The following is a 24,743-nucleotide window of genomic DNA, read 5'->3' on the forward strand; positions in this document are numbered from 1 at the left end:
ACATGACAAACCGCGATGACCACGGCGTAGCAACATCCCACCCTGGCGGGCACGCCCACCACCAATTCCCCAGCGCACACCCTGACACCCACCCACACGGCGAACACCACGGCCATGACAATCACACCGGCCACACTGGCCATAGCGGCCACGGCGGTGACCACGTGGCCCAATTCCGCAAGCTCTTCTGGATCAACCTGATCATCGCCATACCGGTCGTCGCGTTCTCAACCATGTTCGCGATGCTGCTCGGTTACGACGTCCCCGACTTCCCCGGCGCACGCTGGATCGCGCCCCTGCTCGGGACAGTGATGTACGTCGTCGGTGGCCGCCCCTTCCTCACCGGTGCGCTGAACGAGATCCGTTCCCGCAAACCAGGAATGATGCTCCTGATCGGACTGGCGATCACCGTCGCCTTTTTCGCGTCCTGGGGCGCGAGCTTGGGCCTGCTCCACCACGAGCTGGAATTCTGGTGGGAACTCGCCCTTCTCATCGTCATCATGCTGCTCGGCCACTGGGTAGAAATGCGCTCGCTGGCCCAGACCACCTCAGCGCTGGACTCACTGGCCGCACTACTTCCCGACGAAGCCGAGAAGATCGACGGCGACCGCACCGTCACCGTCTCGCCGACCGACCTGCACGTCGGCGATGTCGTTGTAGTCCGACCCGGCGGCAGCATCCCTGCCGACGGCAAGATCGTCGACGGACGCGCCGACATGGACGAGTCCATGGTGACCGGCGAATCCCGGCCCGTTACCCGCGGCGTCGGGGATCCCGTCACAGCCGGCACCGTCGCCACCGATTCCGGGCTTCGGGTCCAGATCACCGCCACCGGCGACGACACCGCCCTAGCAGGCATCCAACGCCTAGTCACCGAAGCACAGAATTCGTCCTCGCGTGCCCAGCGCCTTGCCGACAAGGCCGCCGGCTGGCTGTTCTGGTTCGCCCTGATCACCGCCGCGATCACCGCGGCGGCATGGACAATCGTCGGCAACCCCGATGCCTCGGTGGTACGAGCGATCACCGTGCTGGTCATCGCCTGCCCTCATGCGCTGGGCCTGGCGATACCACTGGTCGTGTCCATCGCCACCGAACGCGCCGCCAGAGGCGGCGTCTTGATCAAAGACCGGCTGGCCCTGGAAGGTATGCGCACTGTCGACGCCGTGCTGTTCGACAAGACCGGCACCCTGACGAAAGGCGAACCCACCGTCACCGCCGTCGAGGCGACCGGAGACGACGACGGCGACACCGTGCTCGCGCTCGCCGCCGCCGCCGAGACCGACAGTGAACACCCCCTGGCGCGGGCCATCGTGAAAGCCGCCGAGGATAGGGGATTAACCGTGCCGCGCGCCAGCGGCTTCTCGTCCTCTCCTGCCGTCGGTGTGACTGCGACGGTCGACGGGCACGAAATCCGAGTGGGCGGCCCCCGACTTCTCGAAGAAGTCGGCGCCCAGGAGGTCCCCGCGGCCACCGCGTGGCGCGGCGAAGGCGCCATCATTCTGCACGTCATCCGCGACGGAGAGGTGCTCGGCGGCCTGCGCTTGGCCGACGAGATCCGCCCCGAATCCCGCGAAGCCGTCGATGCGCTGCACAAGCTTGGCGTGCAAGTCGTCATGATCACCGGCGACGCCGAAGCCGTCGCCAATAGTGTCGGCCACGAACTGGGCATCGACCGGGTGTTCGCGGGGGTGCGCCCCGAAGACAAGGCGTCGAAAGTTGCTGCCCTGCAACACGAGGGCAAAAAGGTTGCCATGGTCGGCGATGGAGTCAACGATGCCCCCGCCTTGGCGCAGGCCGACGTCGGCATCGCCATCGGTGCCGGCACTGACGTCGCCATCGCTTCCGCCGGTGTCATCCTGGCCAGTTCCGACCCCCGCTCGGTGCTGTCGGTCATCGAGCTGTCCCGCGCCAGCTACCGCAAGATGAAACAGAATCTCTGGTGGGGCGCCGGGTACAACCTCATCTCTGTGCCCCTGGCTGCTGGTGTGCTGGCACCCATCGGCATCGTGCTGCCCATGTCGGTCGGCGCCATCCTCATGTCACTGTCAACGATCGTCGTAGCGCTCAACGCGCAACTTCTGCGCCGCCTCGATTTGGCGCCCGAGGCGAGCACCCGTGCCGTTCTCAACCGTTAGGGGACGGCCCACCATGTGGAGCATCCGGCGACCATGGGAAGTTCGAATCGCCGCTCCCCACCATGTGGAGCTTCGCACGAAGAAAGCAAATGCAGTCGCCGGTCGAATTCTCAATTATCCGTCGACCGCCGGTACCTTCGGATGCGCCGTAGACGGCGTGTAGCTGAGCGACAAGCCACCCAATCGGAGCCGGGGAAGCGGAGGAAGGAGCACCAGTGACCGACCTCGCCACTGTCGAAAATTCGATTCGACGACGGTCGTTCGGCACCCTGTCGACGCTCGATAGCAGCGGCAACCCCCACGCGACGGCCGTCACGTACGCAGCGGCCGGTGAAGGCACAAACCTGACGTTGTACATCACGACCCGGACTACGAACGTCAAGGTGGGAAACATCCGACGACGCCCACAGGTAGCCTTCGTCATTCCCGTGCCGCACCGCTTTCTCCCCATGATGCCGCCGGCAGCTGTCCAGTTTGCGGGGTCGGCCGAAATACTGAACCACGAAAACGCTGACGCGCGAGGGGCATTCCACGCGGGCTGGTTCCTCCGTCGCATTCTCGCCGCCGAGGAGCGCATCGTCTCTCAGCGTGCTGAGCTGTGCTTCATCGCGGTCCGGCCGAGGCGATGGTTATCCACCTACGGCATCGGAATGTCGGCCCTCGACATCGTGCGTCATCCGGGCGACGCCATCGGGCGGGCAGACCTGACGGGCGGAAACTAGCCGTCAGGCCGTGAATTGGCCACCCAGGCGTAGGTCAATGCACATGGTCGTGGTCTTGGTGGTCGTCTAGCGGCGTCGCCGTTGGAAGCGGCTCGCTGATGGGCACGGGCGTAGACTGCTCAGGCGCGCCGCCAGAGCCAGCGCCGGGCGCAGGAGCTTCGGCTGGGCGCACGGCAGGCGGGGGAGACGTCGGCTCCGGATCGTGGCTGTGATAGTCGTCGACGTGTTCTGCACCGGTTCCGTGATCATCGGAGGCGGGCTCCCCAGCGGGCGCTGCAGGGGATGGTTCAGGATGGCTGTGATGGTCGTCAGTCTGCTCTGCACCAGGTCCGTGGTGATGAGCCCCTGCTTCAGCGCCGGCTGGGGCGTGGTGGCCGTGCCGTAGACCAGAGGCAGCGCCCACTGTGGACGCCAACGTGACGATCCCAATCGCGCCCAGGAGCACCATGGCACTGCCGAAGGCGGGCACCGATTCTCCTTGAAGGCCGCGGTGCCAGACCCAGCCAGCGCCCATGACGACATAGATCTGAAGCAGCAACGCGCATAGATCCGCGGCTTGGATCAGTTCGGCTTGACCGGCGTGGGGCCCAAGCGGCGCTCCCGCGGTTCTCGACACGGACCAAAGCGCAATAACGGCAAGGTTGACCATGATGCCGAGAGCTAGCACCGGGGTGGTGGTACGGGTGAGTACTAGCCGCGCCCACAACAGTTGGAACAGCGCGATGCCAGCGAAAAACAGGCCCGCTGGCATCCATTCCTGCCAGTGCGTGGGAACGACGGCGAAATGGATGACAGAAGCGCCTAGTGAGGCGAGCGCGGCAAGCCGAGCCGCTAACCGGCTGTCGGTCTTCTTCGCTGTCCTAGGCGCCACCGAACCAGGATGACAGCGCCACCCTCGACACTGGCGGCATGAGGCCACATCTCAATACGAACGAGATTCATTCGTCATCAACTACTGCCGTCCTACGTAGATGGCTCGATGCGACCCTTCGTCTGCGCGTCTCAACCACCGCCGTTCGGCGATAACCAACACCGGCTTCTCTTGAGACCTCGCCGATGCGGCAGTAGCGCACGTCGCTGTTCGCGTCCGGAAACGGCTCAGAGTGTCGCCGGGACTACGCGTGTCACCGTGTCCTGGTGCGCAGTCGTATTTGCAGTTGTTGACGAACGTCCTGGTGGATATCAGCACGAATGGTTGGGGCAACTTCAAGTGTCGCCGCCAGTCCGTAGCGAATTGGTGCCGCCAGGCGTCCTACGTCGACGCGACAGTCGACGTTGATCTCCAGCGCATCGCTGGCAGTGAACACGACGGCCCGCTGACCTTCAAGAATCTCGTGTTGAACCGTACCGTTGCGGGACACGCGCGCTTCAGCTTCCAGGCGCTCGACTCCCAGTGGCTGACGCGGCGGCTCGAAAGATAAACGGGCCATACGATGTCGGCGCGTCGCTGTGTTGACCGGGGAAAGCCAGGCCAGGGTTATCGTCAGCCGTCGCCAGTCGGTCGTCGCAGCCAGGCTGGCCGGCAGAGGCAGTGCAAATGTCTGGCGTTGGTCGGCTGTGATGGACCCGGCGCCGAGGAGGAGAACTCTGTTGGTCGCGGCTGTGACGATCCGTTCGGCGTCGATGGCGCCGTAGCCAAGTAGCTGAGAGATGTCACGACGGTTGAGATCGGCGCCGCCGCCTATGGTGCGGGTCAGCCCCTCGCGCATGGCGCCCCAGGATGCGGCGTGAACAAGCAAAGCCTTGGCAAGCACAGGATGGTATTCGGCGGTGGCGAACGGTGGTTCGCCGTCGGCGGACTGTAGGGCTTCAAGCACATCGAAGATGTGGTCGGCGGTGCGCGTCGCGAGGGCGGTGGCATTGCTGGTTCCGTGCAGATAGGCCGTTCCGTTGAGCGCGCCGCCGTGTCCGGGTGCGGCGACGCGCATACCGGGGCCGGTGATCGTTGTTTCCGCCGGATACAAGGTCGTGGTTCCTTCGGCCGAAGTCGGACGCTGGTGCAGACTTCGACCGCCGGGCAGCAGTATTTCCGGTTTTACCGAGTTGCGGTGGCCGAAACCCACGGGACTGTAGAGCGCGGGCATTCCCGCGTCGGCGGTGTCGAGCACCGTGTCGCTGGTTGGGGTGGTCGCGGCGTCTGCATGCAGGGCTCCCACGGAGATGACGTTCACTGCCTCAGCGGGGGAGAGGAGTCGTCGACGGCGCGCCTGCGCGTACATGGCGGTGCCCACCGCGCGCCGTAGTTCGGATACATCGAGCAGCGCTGCTGCGGGGATGTCGGCGTCAATGGGATGGTTGCCCGCGCTGACCAGGATGAGCACGTTGTACGTGTGGGCGAGCCAGTCCAACAATTTCGCTAGGGGGCTGATACGGCGCACGAACATCTGGATGGGGTCGCCGATGGAAAAGTTGACGATTCTCACGCTGGGAGCCGCAGGATCGTGTTGGCCGTGTCGCTCGAACAGGCGTCGAAAGGCTTCGTGGATGAGGTCGACTAATAGCCGGTCCCTCAGCACGGTTTCGCCTTGGCCACTGAATGGGTGTGGCTGCATGATCGGCCGCACGTACACGCGGCGCTGTGTTGGTCTGCCGGGAGCGTTGAGGTCGCCGTGGCAAATCAGCGACGCCATGGCGGTGCCGTGCTGCATCTGTGATGCGGTATAGGACGCAGCGATCTGGTCAGGATCGTCGATGATCAGTCGTTCGGAGAGGGCGATGTGACCGGCCATCGGCAGGCCATCGAGCAGGGCGATCCGTGGACGTCGGTCGGTGGGCTTCACCGAAAACACTTCGGGTTCAACAGGTTCGTCGGAGGGCGCTGCTGACGGAATGGTCATCGGCCGTGCCGGGGACACATACATGATGGTGTCGGTAGTCAACAGTGCGATCGCGTCGGGCCCGCGATCAAGGACCGCTTCGACCTGACTGTAGGGGATATCAGCGAGAATGGCGTGATAGCCGATGCCGGTGAGTGTCGATTGAGTGATGACTTGGCCGCCGGCTGCGGTGATGAGTTCCCGTACAGTCGTTTCGGCAACCGCCCGGCGGGCGGCATCGCGGCGGAACCACAGCTCGACTTCGACGCGGGCCGTGGTGGCTGACTGTCCCACGACGGCGACGTCTTCGCGCCAGCGCTCCAGCAGACCAGTCTCACGGACCCGATCTTGGGGTCCCCAGCGCCTCACCTCGCGCAACAGCGAAAAGACATCGCGTAAGGGAGCTAACCCGAAAGGCATTGCTGCATCGCGGTTCTCCTGCCATCGCGCGAAGAGGGTGAGGAGCTCAACGACGGCCTGGCTGTTCGACATCACAACATAGAGACTGTCGGTCACGGCATCGTCGCTCGGTTCGCCATCGCGTACGGCGTGGAAGTCGTCGTCGGCGGCGAACTCGTCGCCATCAACTTCGAGGAGGAACTCCAGGCCGGGCACACGGCCTGCGGCTCGCGCGAACTCGGCTACGGGCGCGGCGAGGTCGAAGACCACCACAAGCTCGGGATCGGCTTCACTGGTGTCACCGTCCACGTCGACGCGCCCAGCCTGCAAAGCCTCTTGGAGAGCGGCGAACTGTGGTGCTAGCCGCTGCCCTTGCCGGGCCGGTTCCGGTCCGGCGATGCGAGTCCCAGGAAAGCGGGGCGCGCCGGTAGGTATAGGCCCGGTCACCGGGGCGCCGAACGACAGCGGTGGACGCGGAGAGGTCACATCTCCCTCATGGCGTTGCGCTGCTTGAGCCGTTCGCGCACCACATCCTCGACACGGCCATCGGGTAGCGACAACACATAGCGCCGCATGACATCCAGCGCGAACTCCTCAATGTCGGCGTAGCTGGCGCCGGCAAGCTTGTCGGCGAGGGTGCGCGGCGCCATACCGAGGTTCCCGCCGAGCCGCATACGCAGCTGCTCGAGAAAAGCCGTGGCCTGTATGCGCGACGGGGGAGGCAGCGTTAACCGCACCTGAAAGCGGCGCCATGCCGCGCGGTCGAGCAGTTCGCCATGGTTGGTCGCGCAGACGGCGACGACGTGGGAGGGCAAGCGATCGATCTGTAGGAGCAACGTCGAAACGACGCGCTTGATTTCGCCGGTTTCGTGCGCGTCGGAGCGCTCCTTTGCGATGGTGTCGAACTCGTCGAAAAAGAGCACGCAGCGCCGAGTCCTTGCGAACTCGAAAACGTGATCGATTCGACTCGTTGTCTCTCCAAGAAAGCTAGATACAACTCCCTCGTAACGCACGGCGTAGAACGGCACCATCAACTCTGCTGCCAACGCTTCAGCAAGCGAGGTTTTACCGTTACCAGGCGGACCTTCCAAAAGGATGCGGTTACGCGGTTCCAGGCCGTGGCTGCGGAGAAGCTCGCTACGGTGATGCTCCTCGATGGTCTCGGTCACCGCCGCCGTGACGGCCGGCGCCAGATGCACCTCTGACAATCGCCGCTTAGGCACAATTTCGGTGACCAGATCAGCGACCTGGCGGGCGGTGTCATCACGGGCGAGCAGGCTGCGAGCACCGGCAGTGGTGATCAATTCAGACAGACGATCAGCCACAAGATGGTGCTGATTATTGCGCTCCTCGGCGATGATCGCCTCCACCAGCATGCGAAAGCGGGCGACGTCGCCACGCTGCTGCGCCTCGACCAGATCAATCACCAGGTCAGACCTCGCCATGGCCCCCTCCTTGCACAATGCCGCTCGCTCGATCATTGCAGATGCGCTCACCACCGCGGGTGCAGCGCCGCACAATGTCGTGCCCCCTAGCAGCGCCAACAGCCTCCAGATAGCTGTCCGAGGATTCCTTGCCCGCTCGGCCACCGGCCGCGCGCTGGCTGGCCCGCAAGCTGCCCGCAGGTGTCTCTGGAGGCGCAGTGGTGTGCCGCTAGCGATCGTCGGCGCCGGTTGCTAGCTGACTGGTGTGGACGCGACACCCGTTCCAATCGGCGGGATGATCATCGAGTCTTAGAGTGCGGCGACTGGTGCGGGGTCGGTCCGGCGTCGAAGGCGGCGATGTCCAGGGAAGGCCGGTTACTGTCAGCCCAACCGGAAACAAGTCCTTGACCGGAGGTATCGACGTGGCAGTGCGAGGCGAGCGATTCCTGGCAGCAGCGCTGGCAGCAGCGGGAAGGCGGCGATTCCGGAACCGGATCGCCGGGCAAGCCGCCCGCTACTGGTCTGCGCCCACAGGATCGGCCTGGGAAGCGAACTCACACTGGCGCAACGGAATCGGCGATCAAGCCTGGCTAGAGGTTGGTGACGACCACTGGAAGATCTATGAAACCTTCGCCCGAGCCCTTAATTCGCTCAGCCCGAACACGGTGATGGAGTGGGGCGCCGGCGGCGGGGCCAACGCCGTGGCTTTCGCCACCCATGCGCAGCGCTTCATCGCCGCCGACATCTCCCAAGAAAACCTCGACGAATGCGTCCGACAAGTCCGCGCAACGTGCACGACACCCGTCGAGACACGGCGCATCGACCTCGCCTGCCCCGAACAAGCCACCGTCGGATTGGCGGGCAGCTGCGATGTCTTCCTGTGTCTATACGTGATCGAGCTAACGACGGGCGCGAACGCGGTACGGGCCATCCTTAAAATCGCCCGCACCGTGTTGGCCCCCGGAGGCATGGCGCTGGTCCAAATCAAGTACCACACCAGCGATCGTCGGACCCGCGGCTTCGCCGGGATAGCCTACGACCGAAACCTCGCATCGACCACCACCTTCACCATCGAAGGGTTTTGGAACCTGGCGGCAGAGTGCGGCCTCACCCCACGGTTAATCACCTTGGTGCCGGAAAACCGTCTCGACAGCCGCTACGCCTACTACGCCCTCACAAATCCAGCCGCCGTGCAACCCGCGCCGCCTGACGAGCACCTGCTCGACGTCAAGTACACAGAGTTCGCCGCCACGTTCAACGCTGACGTCGCCGACGCAGAGAGGCGCGCGGCGCGCGGCAACTACATAAGCCGCCGTGAGGGCGAAACAACCGTCGACGACTGACGGTTAATCGGCTTGCCGCTGACTGGTGTATTAACCGACTCTCCCTGCGTAGACGGCGCGGTGGCATCGTAGGCAGTTCGGAGATTCCGAGCAGCCAGCCCTAGTTGCTCGCGAATGTGGCTGTGGTGGTGGACGATAGCGCGCGGCCCGTCCTACGTTTGCGTCTATGAGCGGAAGTGAGAAGTTGCGGGCGCGCAAGCGTGCGGTGGAAGCGCAGCGCAGGGCGAACGAGAAACGCGCGAACCTTGAACGTGCCAACGTAGACGATGCCGCCTCGGTTCGTGTACTGCTCCAGCGGCTGCGCGCCGTTGACGCTTGGGAGAGTGTGCGCCTCGATCAAGTGAATGAAAACGTGCGCATGGACGCAGCCCGCAAGCGTGTGAGTCACTTCGTCAACCTGCAAACGGTTACCGGGCGGATGAGGGACCGCGGTCAGACGATCGCGTCGATCGCTACTCTTGCGGAGGTCGAGGTTCGCGACCTCCAAAATGTCCTTCGCAGAGCGCGTGCTGACGAGGGCGGCGCGCAGCGTGCAACGGAGTCTCGAAACGCCGCGGCTCTAAGCGCAAACGGCGCAAGTTTGGTGAGCCATAGCGCAGTTGGCGTTGACCATCATCAACCGATCGCAGCGGACAACTACCCGACATCCGATCCGAATCGGTGCGTCCGTTGCGATGCGGTCATGCTGGATCCCGAAGTCACTTCCCGGCGAGGGCGTCCGCGTCGCTATTGCTCTGACACGTGCCGCAGAGACGCCTCGGCGGCGCGTACAGCAGCACAGCGGCACGGAGAACCGATTCGCATCGTCGAGGTTCCTCGTGCTGCCGTCCGAAGTGCATCGAGTACACAGCAACACGGCGCCACCGCTCCGGTAATTCGTTCCGCATGCGACGCGGTAGAATTCGCGCTCCAAAACGCGGATGCCATGAAGATACTATTGTCGAGTGTGGCTGAGCGGGCACGGCGTAAAGAGCTGGACCGCAGCACATTTGAGGCCGCCCGAGAACTCGCCAAAGTGGTCTATCCAAATAGGGGTTAACGCCGCATACCCTGGCTCGGCGCTACCCCGTCAGATGCGAAGCATGTCGTGTTCCGCCTTCACTTGATGAGGCATGGCTGGCCATGCAAACAGGCGCCGGCGTCAATCCCAGCGTGACTGATCCTGACATATGAGAGTTCGGTTGGAATCAAACGTTTTGGACATGACGCGGCTGCCAGTGTCCTGTTTGCGTGAAATTGCAGATCAGCCTACTGAACTGGGATTATCCGCTGAACAAATGTGTGCTCAACTGTGGCGAACTGTCTGTGCGAAGCGGTACTTTATGAGTCATGGAGCGTCTAGATCTGCAGCCGGCGCCCGCATGGGGCGGAATTGCGGCAGCTGCCGTGGCCGGTTCAGACGCCGCGTCTGTTGAACCGGCCGGTCCAATCGCTAGCGGCAGACTGTCCATCATCGACGCCGCAGCCGGCCTCGCAGACTTCACTTCTGTCGCTGCCCAGCAGGGTCACGCGGCGGGGCTTCTTCTGCGTGTTGAAGCGTTGAGCACTGCAGCGGCCGCAGCAGTTAATTCCCTTGTTGTCGTTGATGAACTGAACGCGACACAGCTTCAATCCGTGGTGGAGTGACTGTGAGCAAGCTGGCGTTCTACCTCGCGGTCGTTAGCACCGTCGTTGCCATCATGTCACTCGCTGTGAGTCTCAATATCTTCCCACGTGGGCAGACTGAACACGCGATAAGGCCGTCGACCTCGTCCACGTCTGCTGCGGAGCCCTCAGAAAAGCACGACGCAGCAATTGAGGCGTGTGTTGGCCTGAGGAACTTCAAGAGCGGTGTTGGGATTGCGCGTGGCGCCTTCATCGATCGCGTCGACCGGGCCAATGACTGGGAATCATCACAAAGCCTGGGGGTGCAGGGCTACTACTTCGGCGCGGTGGGTGCGGAGTTGAACTATATGGCCACCCGGCTAGGTCCAGGCGTACCACGAGAAATTGTTGATGCGCTCGCTGGTGTCCGGCGGTCGATCGTGGCTGTGGTCGACGCAGATTTGCGCCGTGAACCCGCCTCCGTTTCCAACGACATGGTTGATCAGTACTCGAGTGCCCTGCGGGCCGCTGAAAGTGCCTGCGAAGCAACGGGGGTCGGCTAATGGCCGCTTCACCACCCGCTCGTAGCTATTCACGCTTCATCGTGGCGCCCGATGTATGGCCGGTCACCCGCGAGCAATCTGAAGGGCGGGCTGCTGCTCAACGTCGTCTGGCGATGGCGACTGCGGCTGCAGTAGATGCTCATCGGATCGCCTTGCACGGCTTGCAGGTTGTCGGTGTGGCGCAGTCAAATGGCTTCGAAGCAATGCACGCTGCCTACAGGCGTATTCAGGTTCGGGCCGACGATAAGGCCGACGCGGATATGGCTGCCGCTGATCTGATGCAGAGTGTTGCGGCGATCCAGATGAGTGCTGAGCTGATGATTGACACGATTGATGCTGAGGCACATCAACAACTGGTACACGTGCCGAGCAGAAGTCCCACCGCTATCAACATCATTACCAGTGCTGCCGCGCGGGCGCGAGGAATCGCAGTAGGGGCCGCCGATGAGATCCGCGCTTTAACTGTGCAATTCGTCCAGGGGTTTACGCCTCTGCCGGAGGGACCCCCGAATGGCGATCCGTTTAGTACCGGCGATGACGATCGGTCGACCGATAAGCGATCCGACGAATCGCCTGAGCGTCCACCCGAGGCAGCAGTGGAGACCGGTGATACGCAGCCCCGTCTTTCGGTGCCAGACCCGTCTGATGCCGAATCCAGGTCTGGTAACACTGCGCCGCGAGTCAGCACCGGGCCTACCCCTGGTCCTTCATCGCTGTCACCGCACCCCCCGGCGCAGAGCGCCAGTCCTGCGTCCGTAGCCGCGGTTGGTGACATCGGAAGCAGTGGGGTAGGCCTCGCCGGACCAGGACGTTCCTCATCCATAGGCTCGTTGGCCGCGTTCGGAAGTTCGGCATCGCCGCTACCGGGAGCGGGCACTGGAGGAATGTCGCAGTCGGGTTTGGTACGACCGGCAGTATCTGCATCGCCGTCTCCTGCTGTCGCGCTGCAAGGGGTCATGCCTGCAAGTGGTCCTGCGCCGCTGTCATCGGTCACCGGCGCTCAGACGACTAGCTTTCCTGCTGTCATAGCCACTGCGACGCCGGCGCAGCCGACGGCATCTCCGAGTGGAATCTGGCATTCGTTAATAGGAGCGACCACGGGTGCCGTGCCAGCGTCTATTGCCGGGCCACAGGTAGTGTCGAGTACTAATCCCTATCCAGCGGTTTCAGCACCCTTGCTGCCCCCGGGGCCGCTGGGTCCGCCGCCTTCAGTTCCGGCCGCAATTCCACCGGCCGCCGGTGCTGTCCCATTGATTGGCGGCGCTCACACCTCAATGGCGCCTGCCGCCGCATCGGTCGCGACGGCAGCGTTGACAACTCCCGCCGCGACGCTGCCGTCCCGGGTAGCGGCCGCGGCGGCCCGGGACTTGGAACGGCGGCGCAACGAGTCGAGCGATCTACAGACGGTTAAATGGTTGGCGTGGGAACTGTTGTACGCCACCGAATCCTGCCGAACCTTCGCACTGTGGGCCGTCGGCCTGATGTATTCAGCGGCTGGCGATCGGCATGTTGTGGCGCTGACACATCACGGTGCGGGTTACGTCCCCGCGGGGATTGTGGTCCCTAAGGGCGTGCGGATGCTCTGGTCTGACCAAGCTATTGGAGAGGGCTTTCGTAGCCGATGGATCGGAAATCTCGATCCGGCTGCGACACTGATCGCCTTCGCAGAAGTCAAGGCCGCGGAGCCGGCTGGCTGGCGCTTAGCCGCTGCAGCGACCACCTGGTCTGACGTAACAGCGCTCATGACTGCCGCGCAACGCTGGGGCACTGAGTGGGCCACCTGCTCCGGTATGTCCATGCCCGCCTCAATCGGAAAACGGGACGCTATCGCCAACGCGAATACTCCGCACCGATTGGAGCGGGAGTACCCCGACCTTTTCGAACGAGTATCGCAACTTCGTGCCAGAGGGCTTACCCAGCGAGCCGCCAAACTGGTCACGGAAGCAATCGTTTCCGACGCGCGCCTTGCGATCGTCGCCGACGGTGGCCCCCGAATTCCGCCGAACTTCGACTCGGTATGGCCGGCTGCAGCAGACGGCAGAGTAGATGCTTCGGACCGCGCCCGTTTCGCCGAAGCGGTTCAGCAGCAATGGTTCAGCATTGGAATGGTGCAGCCGGGTTGGGAAGATGAACGCACTGACACCGTCTGTGCAGAGTACAGGGGGCAATGGCTTATTTGCCGGGCGCTTGAGGTGGTCCTGGGGTGGCTAGCTGACGACAACTGCGGGGCAATGCAGGCGGACCTGCCGCTGGAAGACATGATCTACGCCGCAGCACATGCCTACCTCGACAGTCGGGGAACCGGCTGGATCACTGCAATTTTCGACGCTGCAGGCGGTTCATCCTGATAATGGATTCGCTGCCTCATGAGGTAAATGGTGAAGCTTGGCGCGCCGAGCTCGCGCGGCAGCATACGTATCTGGCGAACGTTGTCGATCAAGCATGTGCCTGGACGCGCGAGTTCCACGTTCAAACTGAGGTTGAGCTGTGCGGCAACTACACCTCAATAAAGAGTTATCCCCTGCTGGACTACGCCAACAGGCTGAGACAGCTCAGCTCAGCACTAAAAAGAGTGTGCGCAATTGCTTCGCTACAGCCTCCGCCGCCGACCTGGGACCGCACGACCCTGCATGCGCCCCCGGCTATAGCGGTGCCCGGGCGAGACCCAGATTGGCGACGGGCCGATTACTCGGAAGGCGGTCGGTACCTGCTGATGCTTCAGCCCACTTCGCCACACGGATACCCGGCTACCGCTCGGGAACAGTGGAGCGCTGCCCTTCGCCTTGCGAGCCCAAGCGTCATCGAACGCGAAATCGGTGTGCCGCAACTAGTTGCGTACGGTTGGATGGCTCGATCGGAGTTCGACAAAGCATATCGGGTGGTGCACAGAGCGTTTCTCGACAGTGCGGCCGCCACGTTTGGTCGTGCGTGGGCTGCCGGATCTTCCGAGGATGGAACTCGTTCAATGACCGTGCTGGTGAGTTGGATGAAGGCACTGACCGACCATGGGTGCTCCTTGGGTGATTGTGATTCCGTGCTTCGCGACATCGAGGTCGTAGACCCGCAAGCTGTCGCGGATTGCAGAGCAGTCCAGGAAGTTTGGTGCCCTCCCACGCCCTGACCTGCTCCGCCGGCTGATACTAGGCCGACGCAAATGCGAGAGTGGCGCCTGCGGCAGTCTTTGGCCTCACGGTGCTTCACTGCTCTCGGGCATGTAACCGGTGACCTCATACTCTTGGACCAATCGTGAAGATCATTGCAATGCAGGACCTCCTAGAGAACTTCGACGAAGTGCTCTTGAGCGTCGGTAGGGAATTCATTCGAAATCCGGGCGGAGGATGGTCACGCCATCGCCCTGCTGCTGCCGATTCAGGATGAGCTCTAGGACCCAGCCGACCCACCGAGGCGAGCTGCCACTCGTCGACGCTTCGCCGGCGTTGACGCATCATCGAACCGGATGAAACGGTATGCGATCAACTATCTGGGCACCTGATTCTCTGCACCACAGCGCACGGTCACGACGCTGCCGCCGTGCGACCCTCGCCAGCCTTCGCGTCGGCATTCAAAGCTTTCTGCTGACTCCGGTCGAAGTTCGCGTTCTCGCTGGTCTGTGTAAGCGAGAGACGCGAGGGTTGCGAGGCTCGCTGAGCCACAACATCTTTGTACGGCGGATAGATTGTCCACAGCAGTACGTTCCTGCGGTTGCGCGCGCCATCATCTTCGATCACCCATCCGAGGTTGCGTAGAGCGGGTGCGTGCCTACGCAGCAGCCCAGAAACGTCGCGACCGTTCTTCGGCCAGTCCCTCGGTCGTTGCCAGTCGTCGTTGACCGGTGTGAGCAGCATCAGCAAATCACTGCCGGATTGACCAACAGCAGGTTCTAATGTCCGCGAGCGAAGCTGTTCGATAAACGGGTCGACGGACAAACTGTCCTCAGACAACTGATTGGCGCGCGACATGTACCGGCGTACGCCATTAGTCGACAAGATCTCGTCCACGGCCGCCAGCGTGCGACAGAAGTCCGCCATCCTGGGCGAGTCCTCAACTTTGATGGTCTCCAACCGATGGTGAACGGAGGCAGCCAAGTCAAGTAGTCCGCCAAAAATACCTGGTAGAGCTGTTTCCCACCGCTGTCGCATCTCGGCCTCTGACTGTCGCATTCTGGGGTCGATGCGTCGCAGCTCGACTATCGCTAGCCGCTCTGCCAGATCGGGTCGGATGGCGCCGACGTCGATTCCGTTAATAATCACGCATCGACGAAACTTGATGACAGCCAGATCGGCATCGGTGTATAGAGACCGTTTCACCATGGCGTCGCCTGTCGCAGCGCGGCATAACGAGTCCGACAGCCACGGCGGGATGGCCGACAGGTTGTCCAGAGCAACGACCCACGATCCAGACGCGGCAACCGCCCATGAGTCCGCGTCCCGCGGCGCCTGACGAAAGGGGGCGGGCGAAGGATCGATGAGTTCGACCAAGCTCCGTGTCGATGTCGTTTTAGCGCTACCTTGCTCGCCAAACAGGGCTAGTACCGGATGCGGGACGTCGCACTGAACCAAAGCAGCTACTAGGAACGCGAGAAGAACTGGGCGGTCCTCAACGGCGACATTGACGAACTCCCAGAGCTTCGTCACATCCCCGCGGGAGCTTGGTGCCGGCATCGCCCCCGTCAGCTTCGTATTTCGGAGGAACCGCACCGGCGCAGTGGGAGCCATCGACCACCTTCCGTCGCAGACTTTGATTACTTGACCGTTTGGATCTCCGGTGTCGATGTAGATCGTTCCGTGGTGGTCGGCAACGCGTAGGTTCAACTTGTCGGGTGCCTGCGTGGCCGCCAGACCTTCCAAAATCAGTGTGGCGTCGGTAAGTGCTTGGCCCCCGGCGACCGCACCGGTCTCGGTGAAGTAGCGAGCGGCGAGATCTGCCCGTAGGCCAGCCCTCCCACCACGCAGGAGTATCGCGAGGTGGGGTCGACTGCGTTCGGCGCCAAATGGTTCGCCGTCCTTGGAGACTCCGAGAACATAGCGTTCCCGGGCCATATCGACTAAGCGTGCCGCGACTGACTTCTTGTCCCCTTCCCCCCTGCCGCTCAAGGGGTTTCCTGCCCGTGGTGCTGTCGCTTATGGGCATGCTGCGCTAGTCTCATGAGGAACTTCCGTGTGGCGTGATCGGGTGGTTCGAACGAAGGCCTCGGCTAGTCCCCGAGGTCTTTTTCGTGCGCAGGCACTAAGCGGCGTCGCCGCCTCCGCGGCGGGTTGCGCTCTCTCGCTCCGATATCCAGCGCAATACCTCGGCCCTCCGATAAACGACTCGGCGTCCCAAGGTGAAACTCGCCGGCCCAATATTCGAATGCCGCCAGTACCTCAGCGTTCCCATCGGAACTCCAGTAATGTCCGAAACTTCCTTCGCTCCCAGCAAATCCATCAAATTCCTCCTCAGCTATGGTCGGTTCGCCTGAGCCAACAGTGACTGGTTACATGACGGTCTGTCCACGACCACAGCCACATTCGCTTGAAGAAGAGTTTTTCAACGTCTCGGGGGTCGTGACGTCTTCGGCGGGCTCATAGTCCGGCCTCCAGACAACGAAGCGGATGGGGGGAGCGGAGTACTGCGGTACTTTCAGCGTATGACGACTCGAAACGAGCGAGCGGGAATTGACGACCGCTGGCACAAACGAGTCAAGGCGCCGGACGGCGCGATGCGCACTGAGCGGTCTGCGGTATATGGCAAGGTGTCGCGATGGCGTGTCAGGTGGGTTGACGCCAGTGGAGCCGAGCGCACCAAGAGTTTCCAGCGTAAGCCGGATGCGCAGGCCTACCTAAATGGGCTGACCGCCGATGTGCAGCGCGGCGAGTATGTCGATCCGCGGAAGAGTGCGGAGACTTTCGGATCGGTGGCCGAGCAGTGGTTCGCCACCAAACAGCACCGCAAGCCGAAAACCGTTGCCGGATATCGCTCGTTGCTCGACACTGTGGTGCTGCCGAAGTGGGAAAGTGTTCAGCTGAAAAGGATTGACTATGAATCATATTCAACGTGGCTAGGGGCGCTGTCAGTCAACGGCGGGCAACGCGGAACCGGCCTGTCGGCAAGTCGGATCACCCAAGCTCATCAGCTGGTAGGCGCTGTCCTGAAGTACGCCCAACGGACTGGCAAGGTGGCGAAGAACGTCGCGTTCGAGATCAAGCGGGACGAAGATCTTCCCGAGCAAGGCGAGCGTGAGCGGCGCTATCTGACCCATGCCGAGCTCCTAATGCTGGCGAAGGCTGCTGATCGGTTCGAGACGCTGACGCTCGTTCTCGGGTACTGCGGACTGAGGTTCGGCGAAGCCGTTGCGTTGCGCCGCCGGCATGTGGGGGATCGGATGCTGACGGTGCGCTCGTCCGCAACAGCCGTCACCGGTAAGGGCATCGTGGAGTCAACGACTAAGACGAAGCGGGATCGTCACGTGCCTGTGCCCGAACCGGTTTGGAAAAAGCTCAAGGCCGAGCTGCCCGCCGACCCCAACGCGCTGGTCTTTCCCAGCCGAAAGGGCGGGTTCCTTCCACTCGGCGAATACCGCTGGGCGTTCGACAACGCGTGTGCTGATATCGGCATCGACGGGCTGGTACCGCACGGGCTGAGACATACCACGGCGTCACTGGCGATCAGTGCAGGCGCTAACGTCAAGGTCGTGCAGAGACTGCTTGGGCACGCGACCGCCGCGATGACGCTCGACCGCTACGGCCATCTTCTCAATGACGATTTGAGCGGTGTGGCGGACGCCCTGGGGAAGGCTATCGATAGAACTGCGGTATCACTGCGGTATTCAGAGCATCGTGACGGGGCGGAAAGGGCCTAAATTACGCGCTGAGCTGCAAGGCCCCCATAGCCCAATTGGCAGAGGCAGCGGACTTAAAATCCGCCAAGTGTCGGTTCGAGTCCGACTGGGGGCACAGGCCTTCTGGCAGGTAGATGCAGTATTCACGCCGAACACGCAAGCGCTTGTTGGGCCTTGAAAGATTCGTGTCAGCACCGCGTGAGCGAGGAACTTCGACCAATACCTAGACTCCGAGAATGCGCGTGCCTCGCCGAATTGCAGAGTTCAACAAGCGAGTCACCAATCCGGCGGCTCGCACGATCGCACCGTGGCTTCCGAACCTCGGGACTCTCGAGCACGTCGGGCGGAAGTCGGGTAAGCGATATCGAACGCCCCTGTTGGTATTCAAGACCCATGATGGCTACGCCATCCTTATCGGCTACGGCCTACAGACGGACTGGTTGAAGAACGTGCTGGCCGGCGGACCGACGGTGCTGCGCAAGCGTGGACGGGCTGTCGCGCTCGTCAACCCACGTGTGGTGAGCAAGGCCGAGGCCGCGGCCCTCGTCATACCGCGTTCTCGGCCGCTCTACCGCGTGTTTCCCTACAACGAGGCAGCCGTTCTGCTGACGAATGCGGGCTCTGCGGGCTGACCTCTGTACCGCACCGGACTCAGAGCCGGGAAGCGGCTCAAGCACAGTGTCGGTCCGAGTCCGACTGGGGGCACCGACATCAGGACAGGTTCAGAGCGTGCGGGGCCGTGTCAGTTGATATTGGCGATGAGCACGGCCATGCGCCGGCTTCCGAGTCGGGCGATCCATGGCAAGCCTTCAGCGCGACTGCCCATCGGGACCACGCGTGGTTCGGTGATATGTAAGTCGTGGTTTGAGCGGCGCACATGGGCCTCGCCTGCGGCCAAAACGTTTCTGACCCAATCTGTTTGACCGTGACCGAGCAGGATCGCCAGGACGTTGCCTTTTCGGTAAGCCTGAACAACTGTCTCGTAGGGACGGCCCGACTTGCGGCCCCGGTGGTAGATCACCGCGAACGTTGGTAGGAATCGCGCGAACCGCCGTGCCACCGGATTCATGTATTTCATCTGCAGCCGGTCGATCCAAGCTGGAAAGAGCATCGGCATGCCAGGAGCGTTGTTGGGGTGATCCTTGACCGGCATCGTGACTCCGTTCGGAAGGCGCGAGTATGCGGTACCGCTGGTACCGATCTGGTACCTCACCGTACTGAAGCTGGAGCGTTGCGACAAGCGCGATCGCGATTAGAGCACCGTATGGGCGCCGGGCTAGGGCCCGGTCACTGAGACGGGTTCAAGTCGGAGCGTCACTCGTCGTCGGAACCACCGGTGTTGGCGTCGGACTTCGTCGACTTCTTGCCGGTGACCTTGCTGACGGCGTCGCTCACCTTCTTCTTGGTCTCGCTGAACCGAGTCTTGAGCGACTTCGGTGCGGACGGTCCCTGGTCGCTGGCCTTCGACGTGCTGTCACTCCGATCCGCGTCCGCCTTGGCGCCTCCGCTGAAGTCGAGGCTGGATCGGACGAGGCTTCGCTGTTGGTTGCCCTTGACGCCATCGCTGGTGGACTTCGGCGCTGACGCTGTGAGCGTCGTCGTCGACGTGCTGTCAGCGGCAAGCTCGTTCGTGACGGTCGGAGGCGGATTGAATGGGGTGTTGATCCGGATGCCCGGTCCGATTTGTTCGACGACCCGATTGACCAACCCGACCGCTCCCGCGATGGACAGGTAGCCGTTGCCGACCGTCACGGTGTTGCCGCATTGCCCGGTGTCGCATTCCTCGGTGATGAAGGGTGGCTGGATATTGAACGCCAGGCTCAGGCTTCCGCCGGATATCCCCTCAACGAAATCGCCGACCCGAACGATGCTGTCGCTGCCGTTCGGGAACCCGAAGGGATTGCCCACGGCGATGGCCGCAACGCCAGAGCCGAATGCCTGCACATCGTTACGGTTGCCGAAGAGATTGAGTGCCGCGGAACCGAAATTCTCCTCGCCTTCCAAACCGCCGGCCCACACGCGCAGGTCTTTCGTGGTTCCCTCTACGGCATTGGCATTTCCGCCGAGGTTGGCTGCGAGGTTGAAGCTGCCGTAACTCGCGTCGACGTTGCTTGTTCCCAACTCTTCGTTTTCTCCGCCGAGCCATGGCTCCACGGCGTTGCCGAAGTTGAAGGCGAAGTTGGCAAAGTCGCTGTTCTGCCTACCTGCGACTGCGGACGCGTTGGTGCCTTGTGCCACAGCCCAATTGAAGAAGCCGTTGGTGTATGACTCCGAACCGGTGCCGCCTGCCCACGCGGCGGTGAGAGTGCCCGCAGACGCGGCAAAAGCGTCTCCGAAGGCGATGGCGCCGGTGATGAACCCACTCGAACTCGCCACCGCGTTCGGCCCTAGGCCGAGTGCGAAGTTGCCCAAGGTGCTTGAGCAGCCCCCACCGATATTGATGCCGCTGATTCCGACGCACCATGCGTGCGCGGGTGCGGTCGCGCCGAACGCTCCGACTGCCATGGCCGAGGCCACCGCACCCACTATTCCCGCCCTCGTCACCTTGTCCATCGAGATACTCATGGCTACCTTCCTCCCCAGGAAATTGACGCGAACGTCGTTTAAGTTATGCCCAGAGATGACGTGTCGAGTGCGATTGCCGAAACTTGCGTCGGGAAATCTTGACGATATTTTCGAAGTGCAGTAACGGCCGATGTTGTGGTGAACGAAATGACGCCGGTTTCGTTCACCGGACTGATTGACCGGCAGGCCGGAGTTCAGAGCATTTCCATAACGAACGCTTCACACCTTCTCAGTCAGCAACGGGACAGTGGATCTCATGACCACGCCGATCGAATCTCCGCGCCGGGCTGGCGCCCAATCCGCATTTGGCATGCGGCGCCGGGAGTGGTGGCGAAGCGCGTTGACCGCCGGATGGGTCATCGCAGGCGCGGTGGTGGCCATCCTGCTCGGCGCCGGCACCAGCGGGGAGTGGGCGGAAGTGCTCGCTTCACTTCTCGGCTTTGCCACCGCCATCACACTGATCGCTGCCGCGGTGGTCAACTGGGAACACATAGTCGGCGACGCACAGAGTGCCGGCCTAATCGTTGACCGCGGCGAGCGTTGAGATTGCGTCCACGGTCGTGATTGGGCAGCGACCACAGCCCTGAGCGCAATCTCGACGCCGCGCCGAACGCGACTGAACAGCCCATTCGGGCACTCGACATTACCCCTTTGGCGCGCCTCGCGACGTCGCGACCAACCCGGTGAGCAACTCATACTGTGAGTGGCCCCGGGAAGGAAGTCGTGGCGTGAACCAACGCGTTGCTCGCAGCGAGAAGGTTCAATCAGACCGTCCAGGTGCGGCCCCACGGTTGCCGCGCAAGCGGCCGATTCCCAAGCGGCCCATGCCCTCCCAGGACGCAGTGCAAGATCTGCAGCGGCTGGTGGGCAACGCGGCGATGGCGTCATGGCTGCAAACCACCACCACGTCAACGCCCGCGCAGAACGGCATCGCCCATGTCCAGCGGCTGGCCAAACCCGGTGACCTCGACGCGGCGGTAACCGATCTCCACGAAGCGTTGGTGTTGAAGAACGTCGTGCCCGTCGAGAGCGTGCTGCAGACACTGCTGTTGCAGAAAGGAAAGGGCGCAGAGCTCAAGCAGAAGTACGCCGACAGCAAGAAGCGTGACCTGATCAAGGATCTCGAGAAGCTTGGCGGGAACGATGCTATCCGCGGCCAGGTGTATCTGGAGCACGGTGGATTGCGGGCCGCCGACAAGATTTACTTCACCATATCCGGGTGGGGAGTGGACCTGACCACCATGGAGACGGTCCTGACCCAGCTCCGTGGCTCCTTCAAGGAGGCAGAGACAGACTTCTCGGCGAGCTACTCGTCGAAGTACGGCAACCGCAACGAGAAGCTGCCCGATGGCAATTCGAGCACCATCGCCGGTGCGGTGATCACACAGATGGAGCGGGCGTCGCTGTCGCTGGACTGGCACTTCACCAAGGCCAAGGCTCTGCTCGCGTACGGCAGTTTGCGGCCGGCGGACCGGGCCCGCATCGCCGTCGCGGGTCGGTTCATCAATGAATCGCAGATGCTCATCGGCGCGCTCGTGCAGGACCCGAAGGTTGAGACCATCAAGGCCCAGTACAAGGCCTCGTACGGTGAGGAACTCGCCGACAACTTGAACCGTGAGATGTCAACGGTTTTCAAGGATCGGGACGTCGCGGCCGCACTGTTGGAGGGCAACCGCTCACCGGCCGAGCGTGCCGTCAAGGTCATCAAGATCTGCACGTCGGGCGTCAAGTCCGCACCCGAGATCATCTGGCAGGTCCTCGGCGCGCTCACCGATTTCGGCCCGGTGAAGACGGCCGTGGAGGCCGGTCTCCGCGGCGAGGGCGAGCTGAAGGGCATCAAGGACTTCTTCGGCGGTCTCGGCGAGGAGGACTTGAACAGGCTGAAGGCAATGGTCGGGATCGGGGGAGCCGGCATCCTCGCCGACCCGCTCGTTCAGGAACTGCAGAAGGCGGGTGGCACCGGCAGCGGCAGCGTGTTCGACGTGCTCAAGATGTCGACACCGCCACAGTGGGAACGGTTCAAGAACGGCTATCGCGACGTCAAGTCGCCCTTGAATCAGTTCGTCAGCACGTATTGCGTTGCCGCCGAGAAGGGTTGGCTCGACAGCCAGGTCTTCGCCGACCCCAAGGCGCGCATCGAGTGGACCTTCGCGAACCCGGGCAACACCGACTATCTCGTGCATATCATCAACAATTTCACCGACGGCACGACGCGGCGTGAGCTGTCTCGCGATGCGGCGTTCATGTCCAAGGTCCGCGGGCAGGGCACTGCCAACGCGAACAAGGTGCTCATGGCGCTTGCGCCACCGGATATGGCGCCGCTGGAGAAGGCGAAGTGGCTCAATGACGCCGTCGGCCGTGAAACGAGCAGCGGGGTTGGCTCGGTGACCAACGCCGCCGACGCCGTGGCGGACGAGAACCGTGAACTACAGGCGGCGGTCGCTCGGGCACAAGCCGCGGGTAAGCCACTCGACGAGAAGCAGCTTGCCGAGATCGCCAAACTCGCAGCGGCGACCGAAGGTTCGCTGCGTGCGTTCGTTCGCTACCGCGACGAACTGGAGGCCACGGTCGACGCCGTCGTCAGTGCCGCGGTCGGGCTGATTCTCGGACTCGCGACCGGCGGTGCGAGCGTCGAGATGGCGGTGGCGGCGATCGCCCGGGCAGCGGTGGCTTCCGCGATGGCGAAGGTCGTGACCAAGAAGGTGGTGATGGGCGACCGATTCGACGTCATCGGTGACGACGGCGCGGGCGCTTTCGTCGCCGGCGCCGTGGACGGCGCGCTCAACGTGATCGCCGGCGTCGTCACCGCCGGGGTCGCCACAGGTGCGCTGAAGGAGGCCGCGACGGATGCCGCCCGCGCCGCGGCTCCCGCGTCGTTCCGCACGTTCGCTGCCGATACCGGCAAGAAAATGCTCGAAAACGCCGTGACCGGCGCCCTCTCGACGGCCGTGGAGGCGTCGGTGCACAACGAGACGTGGGCGCAGGGCGGCGACCGCGGGCTCGCCCACATCCTCAAGACCAGCATCGCCAACGCGGCCATCGGCGCGGGCATCACCGGAGCGGTGTCCGCCGTCATGGCCGGGCTGAGGCTCACCGAACGCCTGGCGAAGATAAAAACCCTGCCCGAGAACGAACAACGCGCGCTGATCGCCGAGGCGATCGACAAAGAGGGCGTCGGGCCGACCGTCCACAAGACCAACCGCCCTGCAGAGGAACTGCGGGACCTGGTCGGCGCCGAAAGCCCCAGTGGACGAAGGATTTCCGAGTATCTCGCGTCCGGGGTGAACACCCTGGACGCGCCCGGGATCCGGGAGCGCCTCATTACGATCGACAAGCAGCCGACCGCGCAGCGCCAACAGCTCATCCAACAGGCCCTCGACGTGCTCGGGCCCGCGGAGACGGTCAAGCGACTGCCATCGTGGGAGATGACGGCGACAATGCTGGGCGAGGGGCCTGCGCTGACGCGGCTCGCGGCTTGGCGTGACAGTGTCGTAGCGCAGGCCCAAAGTTGGGCCAGCCACGCCGACCTCGCCGACCCGGTGTCGGCCACGCGCGACTACCTGGCCAAGGCCGCCGGCTGCGCACCCGCCGTCGCGGAAGCCGCACTGGGCGTGACCGTTTCGTTGGTCATGGAGGGTGGCGGGATGGCACAGGACGTCGGCGTCGGCATCGGTGGCAGCGCCGCATCAATCGACCTGGCAAGTGCGTTCAGCGTCGTCGCGGGGAAGAAGCCGGTGGCGCAGAAGATGGTTCAGCGCGAGCCGGAACCGCCGATGCCTCCGTTACCGCCGCTTCCGCAGTTGGCGCCCGGCCTGGCGGGCTTCTCCGGTTCCGATTTCGAGCTCGCGGTCGCCGAGGCATTGCAACGCGGCGACTTCGCGGGCAATGGACTGCCGAAGATGCGCGTCGTCCCGGGCATTCACAACGAGTCGGGCAACGGCATCGATCTCCTCGGCGTGTCACGGAACGGCGATCAGGTCACGTTCTGGGTGATCGAATGCAAGTACGTTCGGGAAGGCAGTTCGTGGCAGATTCAACTCGGGCAGACGGGATCCGGGACTCAGCTGAGCAACACGTGGATCCGCAAGGGTATGGAAGAACTGTTCTTCGGCGAGGGCGAAGCGGAGGTGAACCGGATCGCGCTCGAGAAGGTCCTCAAACAGACCTACGGACGCGATTACCACCCTTCGATGATGAGCGACATCCTCATCGACCACATCGTCAACACGGCCCAGCGCCGTGTCGTCGTGCCGTTCTATGCCGAGCGGTCACGATTGCGGGCCAGTGTTGCGCACGTGAACACGGCCGAGGCCCGACGTGCGGGCAGGGCAGTCATGATCGTGCCGGTCGGAGTACGTCACTGAGACACCATTCC

19 protein-coding genes and 1 tRNA gene are annotated in these 24,743 nt (G+C 63.1%); 12 read left to right on the forward strand and 8 right to left on the reverse strand.

Features of this window, described 5'->3' with window-relative positions; translation table 11 throughout:
* The first annotated feature begins 2 nt into the window (after positions 1-2).
* Together ACOI2T_RS07940 and ACOI2T_RS07945 are read left to right on the forward strand one after the other, a co-directional pair.
* Positions 3-2,135: a heavy metal translocating P-type ATPase gene (locus ACOI2T_RS07940; protein WP_348729167.1), complete on the forward strand. Its 2,133-nt coding sequence runs from the start codon at positions 3-5 to the stop codon at positions 2,133-2,135.
* 215 nt (positions 2,136-2,350) lie between these two features.
* Positions 2,351-2,857 carry a pyridoxamine 5'-phosphate oxidase family protein gene (locus ACOI2T_RS07945; RefSeq protein ID WP_283615968.1) on the forward strand — a complete coding sequence of 169 codons (507 nt, stop codon included), beginning with the start codon at positions 2,351-2,353 and terminating at the stop codon, positions 2,855-2,857.
* A 34-nt stretch (positions 2,858-2,891) separates the two neighbouring features.
* Here ACOI2T_RS07945 and ACOI2T_RS07950 read toward each other — a convergent pair whose 3' ends face one another.
* From ACOI2T_RS07950 to ACOI2T_RS07960, 3 genes are all read right to left on the reverse strand, one after another.
* The gene (locus tag ACOI2T_RS07950; RefSeq protein WP_283615967.1) at positions 2,892-3,776 is read right to left on the reverse strand and encodes a hypothetical protein; all 885 of its coding nucleotides are present in this window, start codon (positions 3,774-3,776) and stop codon (positions 2,892-2,894) included.
* A gap of 205 nt (positions 3,777-3,981) precedes the next feature.
* The gene (locus tag ACOI2T_RS07955) at positions 3,982-6,381 is read right to left on the reverse strand and encodes a S8 family peptidase (RefSeq protein ID WP_409503385.1); all 2,400 of its coding nucleotides are present in this window, start codon (positions 6,379-6,381) and stop codon (positions 3,982-3,984) included.
* Between the two features lie 173 nt (positions 6,382-6,554).
* A complete protein-coding gene (locus tag ACOI2T_RS07960) occupies positions 6,555-7,517 on the reverse strand; it encodes an AAA family ATPase (protein ID WP_409503384.1) in 963 nt (320 codons plus the stop codon).
* 401 nt (positions 7,518-7,918) lie between these two features.
* Between ACOI2T_RS07960 and ACOI2T_RS07965 the strand changes: the two genes are divergently transcribed.
* The 4 genes from ACOI2T_RS07965 to ACOI2T_RS07980 all read left to right on the forward strand — a co-directional run bounded on the left by ACOI2T_RS07965 (position 7,919) and on the right by ACOI2T_RS07980 (position 10,986).
* Complete coding sequence (locus tag ACOI2T_RS07965) at positions 7,919-8,839, forward strand: class I SAM-dependent methyltransferase (RefSeq protein ID WP_409503383.1); 921 nt, start codon at positions 7,919-7,921, stop codon at positions 8,837-8,839.
* Positions 8,840-9,005: 166 nt separating this feature from the next.
* Positions 9,006-9,878: a hypothetical protein gene (locus ACOI2T_RS07970; RefSeq protein ID WP_409503382.1), complete on the forward strand. Its 873-nt coding sequence runs from the start codon at positions 9,006-9,008 to the stop codon at positions 9,876-9,878.
* Positions 9,879-10,168: 290 nt separating this feature from the next.
* On the forward strand, positions 10,169-10,465 hold the full coding sequence (locus tag ACOI2T_RS07975) for a hypothetical protein (protein ID WP_082753906.1): 297 nt from the start codon (positions 10,169-10,171) through the stop codon (positions 10,463-10,465).
* Positions 10,466-10,467: 2 nt separating this feature from the next.
* Complete coding sequence (locus ACOI2T_RS07980) at positions 10,468-10,986, forward strand: hypothetical protein (RefSeq protein WP_409503381.1); 519 nt, start codon at positions 10,468-10,470, stop codon at positions 10,984-10,986.
* Positions 10,987-11,171: 185 nt separating this feature from the next.
* Here the strand turns inward: ACOI2T_RS07980 and ACOI2T_RS07985 are convergent, their stop codons facing one another.
* Positions 11,172-11,348: a hypothetical protein gene (locus ACOI2T_RS07985; protein WP_409503380.1), complete on the reverse strand. Its 177-nt coding sequence runs from the start codon at positions 11,346-11,348 to the stop codon at positions 11,172-11,174.
* 1,053 nt (positions 11,349-12,401) lie between these two features.
* Between ACOI2T_RS07985 and ACOI2T_RS07990 the strand changes: the two genes are divergently transcribed.
* The gene (locus ACOI2T_RS07990) at positions 12,402-13,334 is read left to right on the forward strand and encodes an EspK C-terminal domain-containing protein (RefSeq protein ID WP_421876228.1); all 933 of its coding nucleotides are present in this window, start codon (positions 12,402-12,404) and stop codon (positions 13,332-13,334) included.
* Positions 13,335-14,501: 1,167 nt separating this feature from the next.
* Here ACOI2T_RS07990 and ACOI2T_RS07995 read toward each other — a convergent pair.
* Both ACOI2T_RS07995 and ACOI2T_RS08000 read right to left on the reverse strand, forming a co-directional pair.
* Positions 14,502-16,025, reverse strand: coding sequence for an AICE element replication initiation protein (locus tag ACOI2T_RS07995; protein WP_268787753.1), 1,524 nt, complete (start codon positions 16,023-16,025; stop codon positions 14,502-14,504).
* Positions 16,026-16,212: 187 nt separating this feature from the next.
* Complete coding sequence (locus tag ACOI2T_RS08000) at positions 16,213-16,410, reverse strand: helix-turn-helix transcriptional regulator (protein WP_011856752.1); 198 nt, start codon at positions 16,408-16,410, stop codon at positions 16,213-16,215.
* A 202-nt stretch (positions 16,411-16,612) separates the two neighbouring features.
* On the opposite strand from ACOI2T_RS08000, the gene ACOI2T_RS08005 reads away from it, so the two are divergent.
* From ACOI2T_RS08005 to ACOI2T_RS08015, 3 genes are all read left to right on the forward strand, one after another.
* Entirely contained in the window at positions 16,613-17,824 is a 1,212-nt protein-coding gene (locus tag ACOI2T_RS08005; protein ID WP_268787752.1) for a tyrosine-type recombinase/integrase, read from the forward strand.
* 20 nt (positions 17,825-17,844) lie between these two features.
* Positions 17,845-17,918: transfer RNA gene (locus ACOI2T_RS08010), tRNA-Leu, on the forward strand.
* A 121-nt stretch (positions 17,919-18,039) separates the two neighbouring features.
* A complete protein-coding gene (locus tag ACOI2T_RS08015; protein ID WP_409503378.1) occupies positions 18,040-18,435 on the forward strand; it encodes a nitroreductase family deazaflavin-dependent oxidoreductase in 396 nt (131 codons plus the stop codon).
* Positions 18,436-18,545: 110 nt separating this feature from the next.
* On the opposite strand, the gene ACOI2T_RS08020 is transcribed toward ACOI2T_RS08015, so the two are convergent.
* Complete coding sequence (locus ACOI2T_RS08020; RefSeq protein WP_409503377.1) at positions 18,546-18,956, reverse strand: nitroreductase family deazaflavin-dependent oxidoreductase; 411 nt, start codon at positions 18,954-18,956, stop codon at positions 18,546-18,548.
* Positions 18,957-19,117: 161 nt separating this feature from the next.
* Entirely contained in the window at positions 19,118-20,368 is a 1,251-nt protein-coding gene (locus tag ACOI2T_RS08025; RefSeq protein WP_409503376.1) for a hypothetical protein, read from the reverse strand.
* A 256-nt stretch (positions 20,369-20,624) separates the two neighbouring features.
* Between ACOI2T_RS08025 and ACOI2T_RS08030 the strand changes: the two genes are divergently transcribed.
* On the forward strand, positions 20,625-20,912 hold the full coding sequence (locus ACOI2T_RS08030) for a hypothetical protein (protein ID WP_409503375.1): 288 nt from the start codon (positions 20,625-20,627) through the stop codon (positions 20,910-20,912).
* A 280-nt stretch (positions 20,913-21,192) separates the two neighbouring features.
* Complete coding sequence (locus ACOI2T_RS08035; protein WP_409503374.1) at positions 21,193-24,732, forward strand: hypothetical protein; 3,540 nt, start codon at positions 21,193-21,195, stop codon at positions 24,730-24,732.
* Positions 24,733-24,743: the final 11 nt, after the last annotated feature.

It is taken from the genome of Mycolicibacterium wolinskyi str. Jessa 2025, assembly GCF_049241375.1.
Classification (GTDB): Bacteria; Actinomycetota; Actinomycetes; order Mycobacteriales; family Mycobacteriaceae; genus Mycobacterium; species Mycobacterium wolinskyi.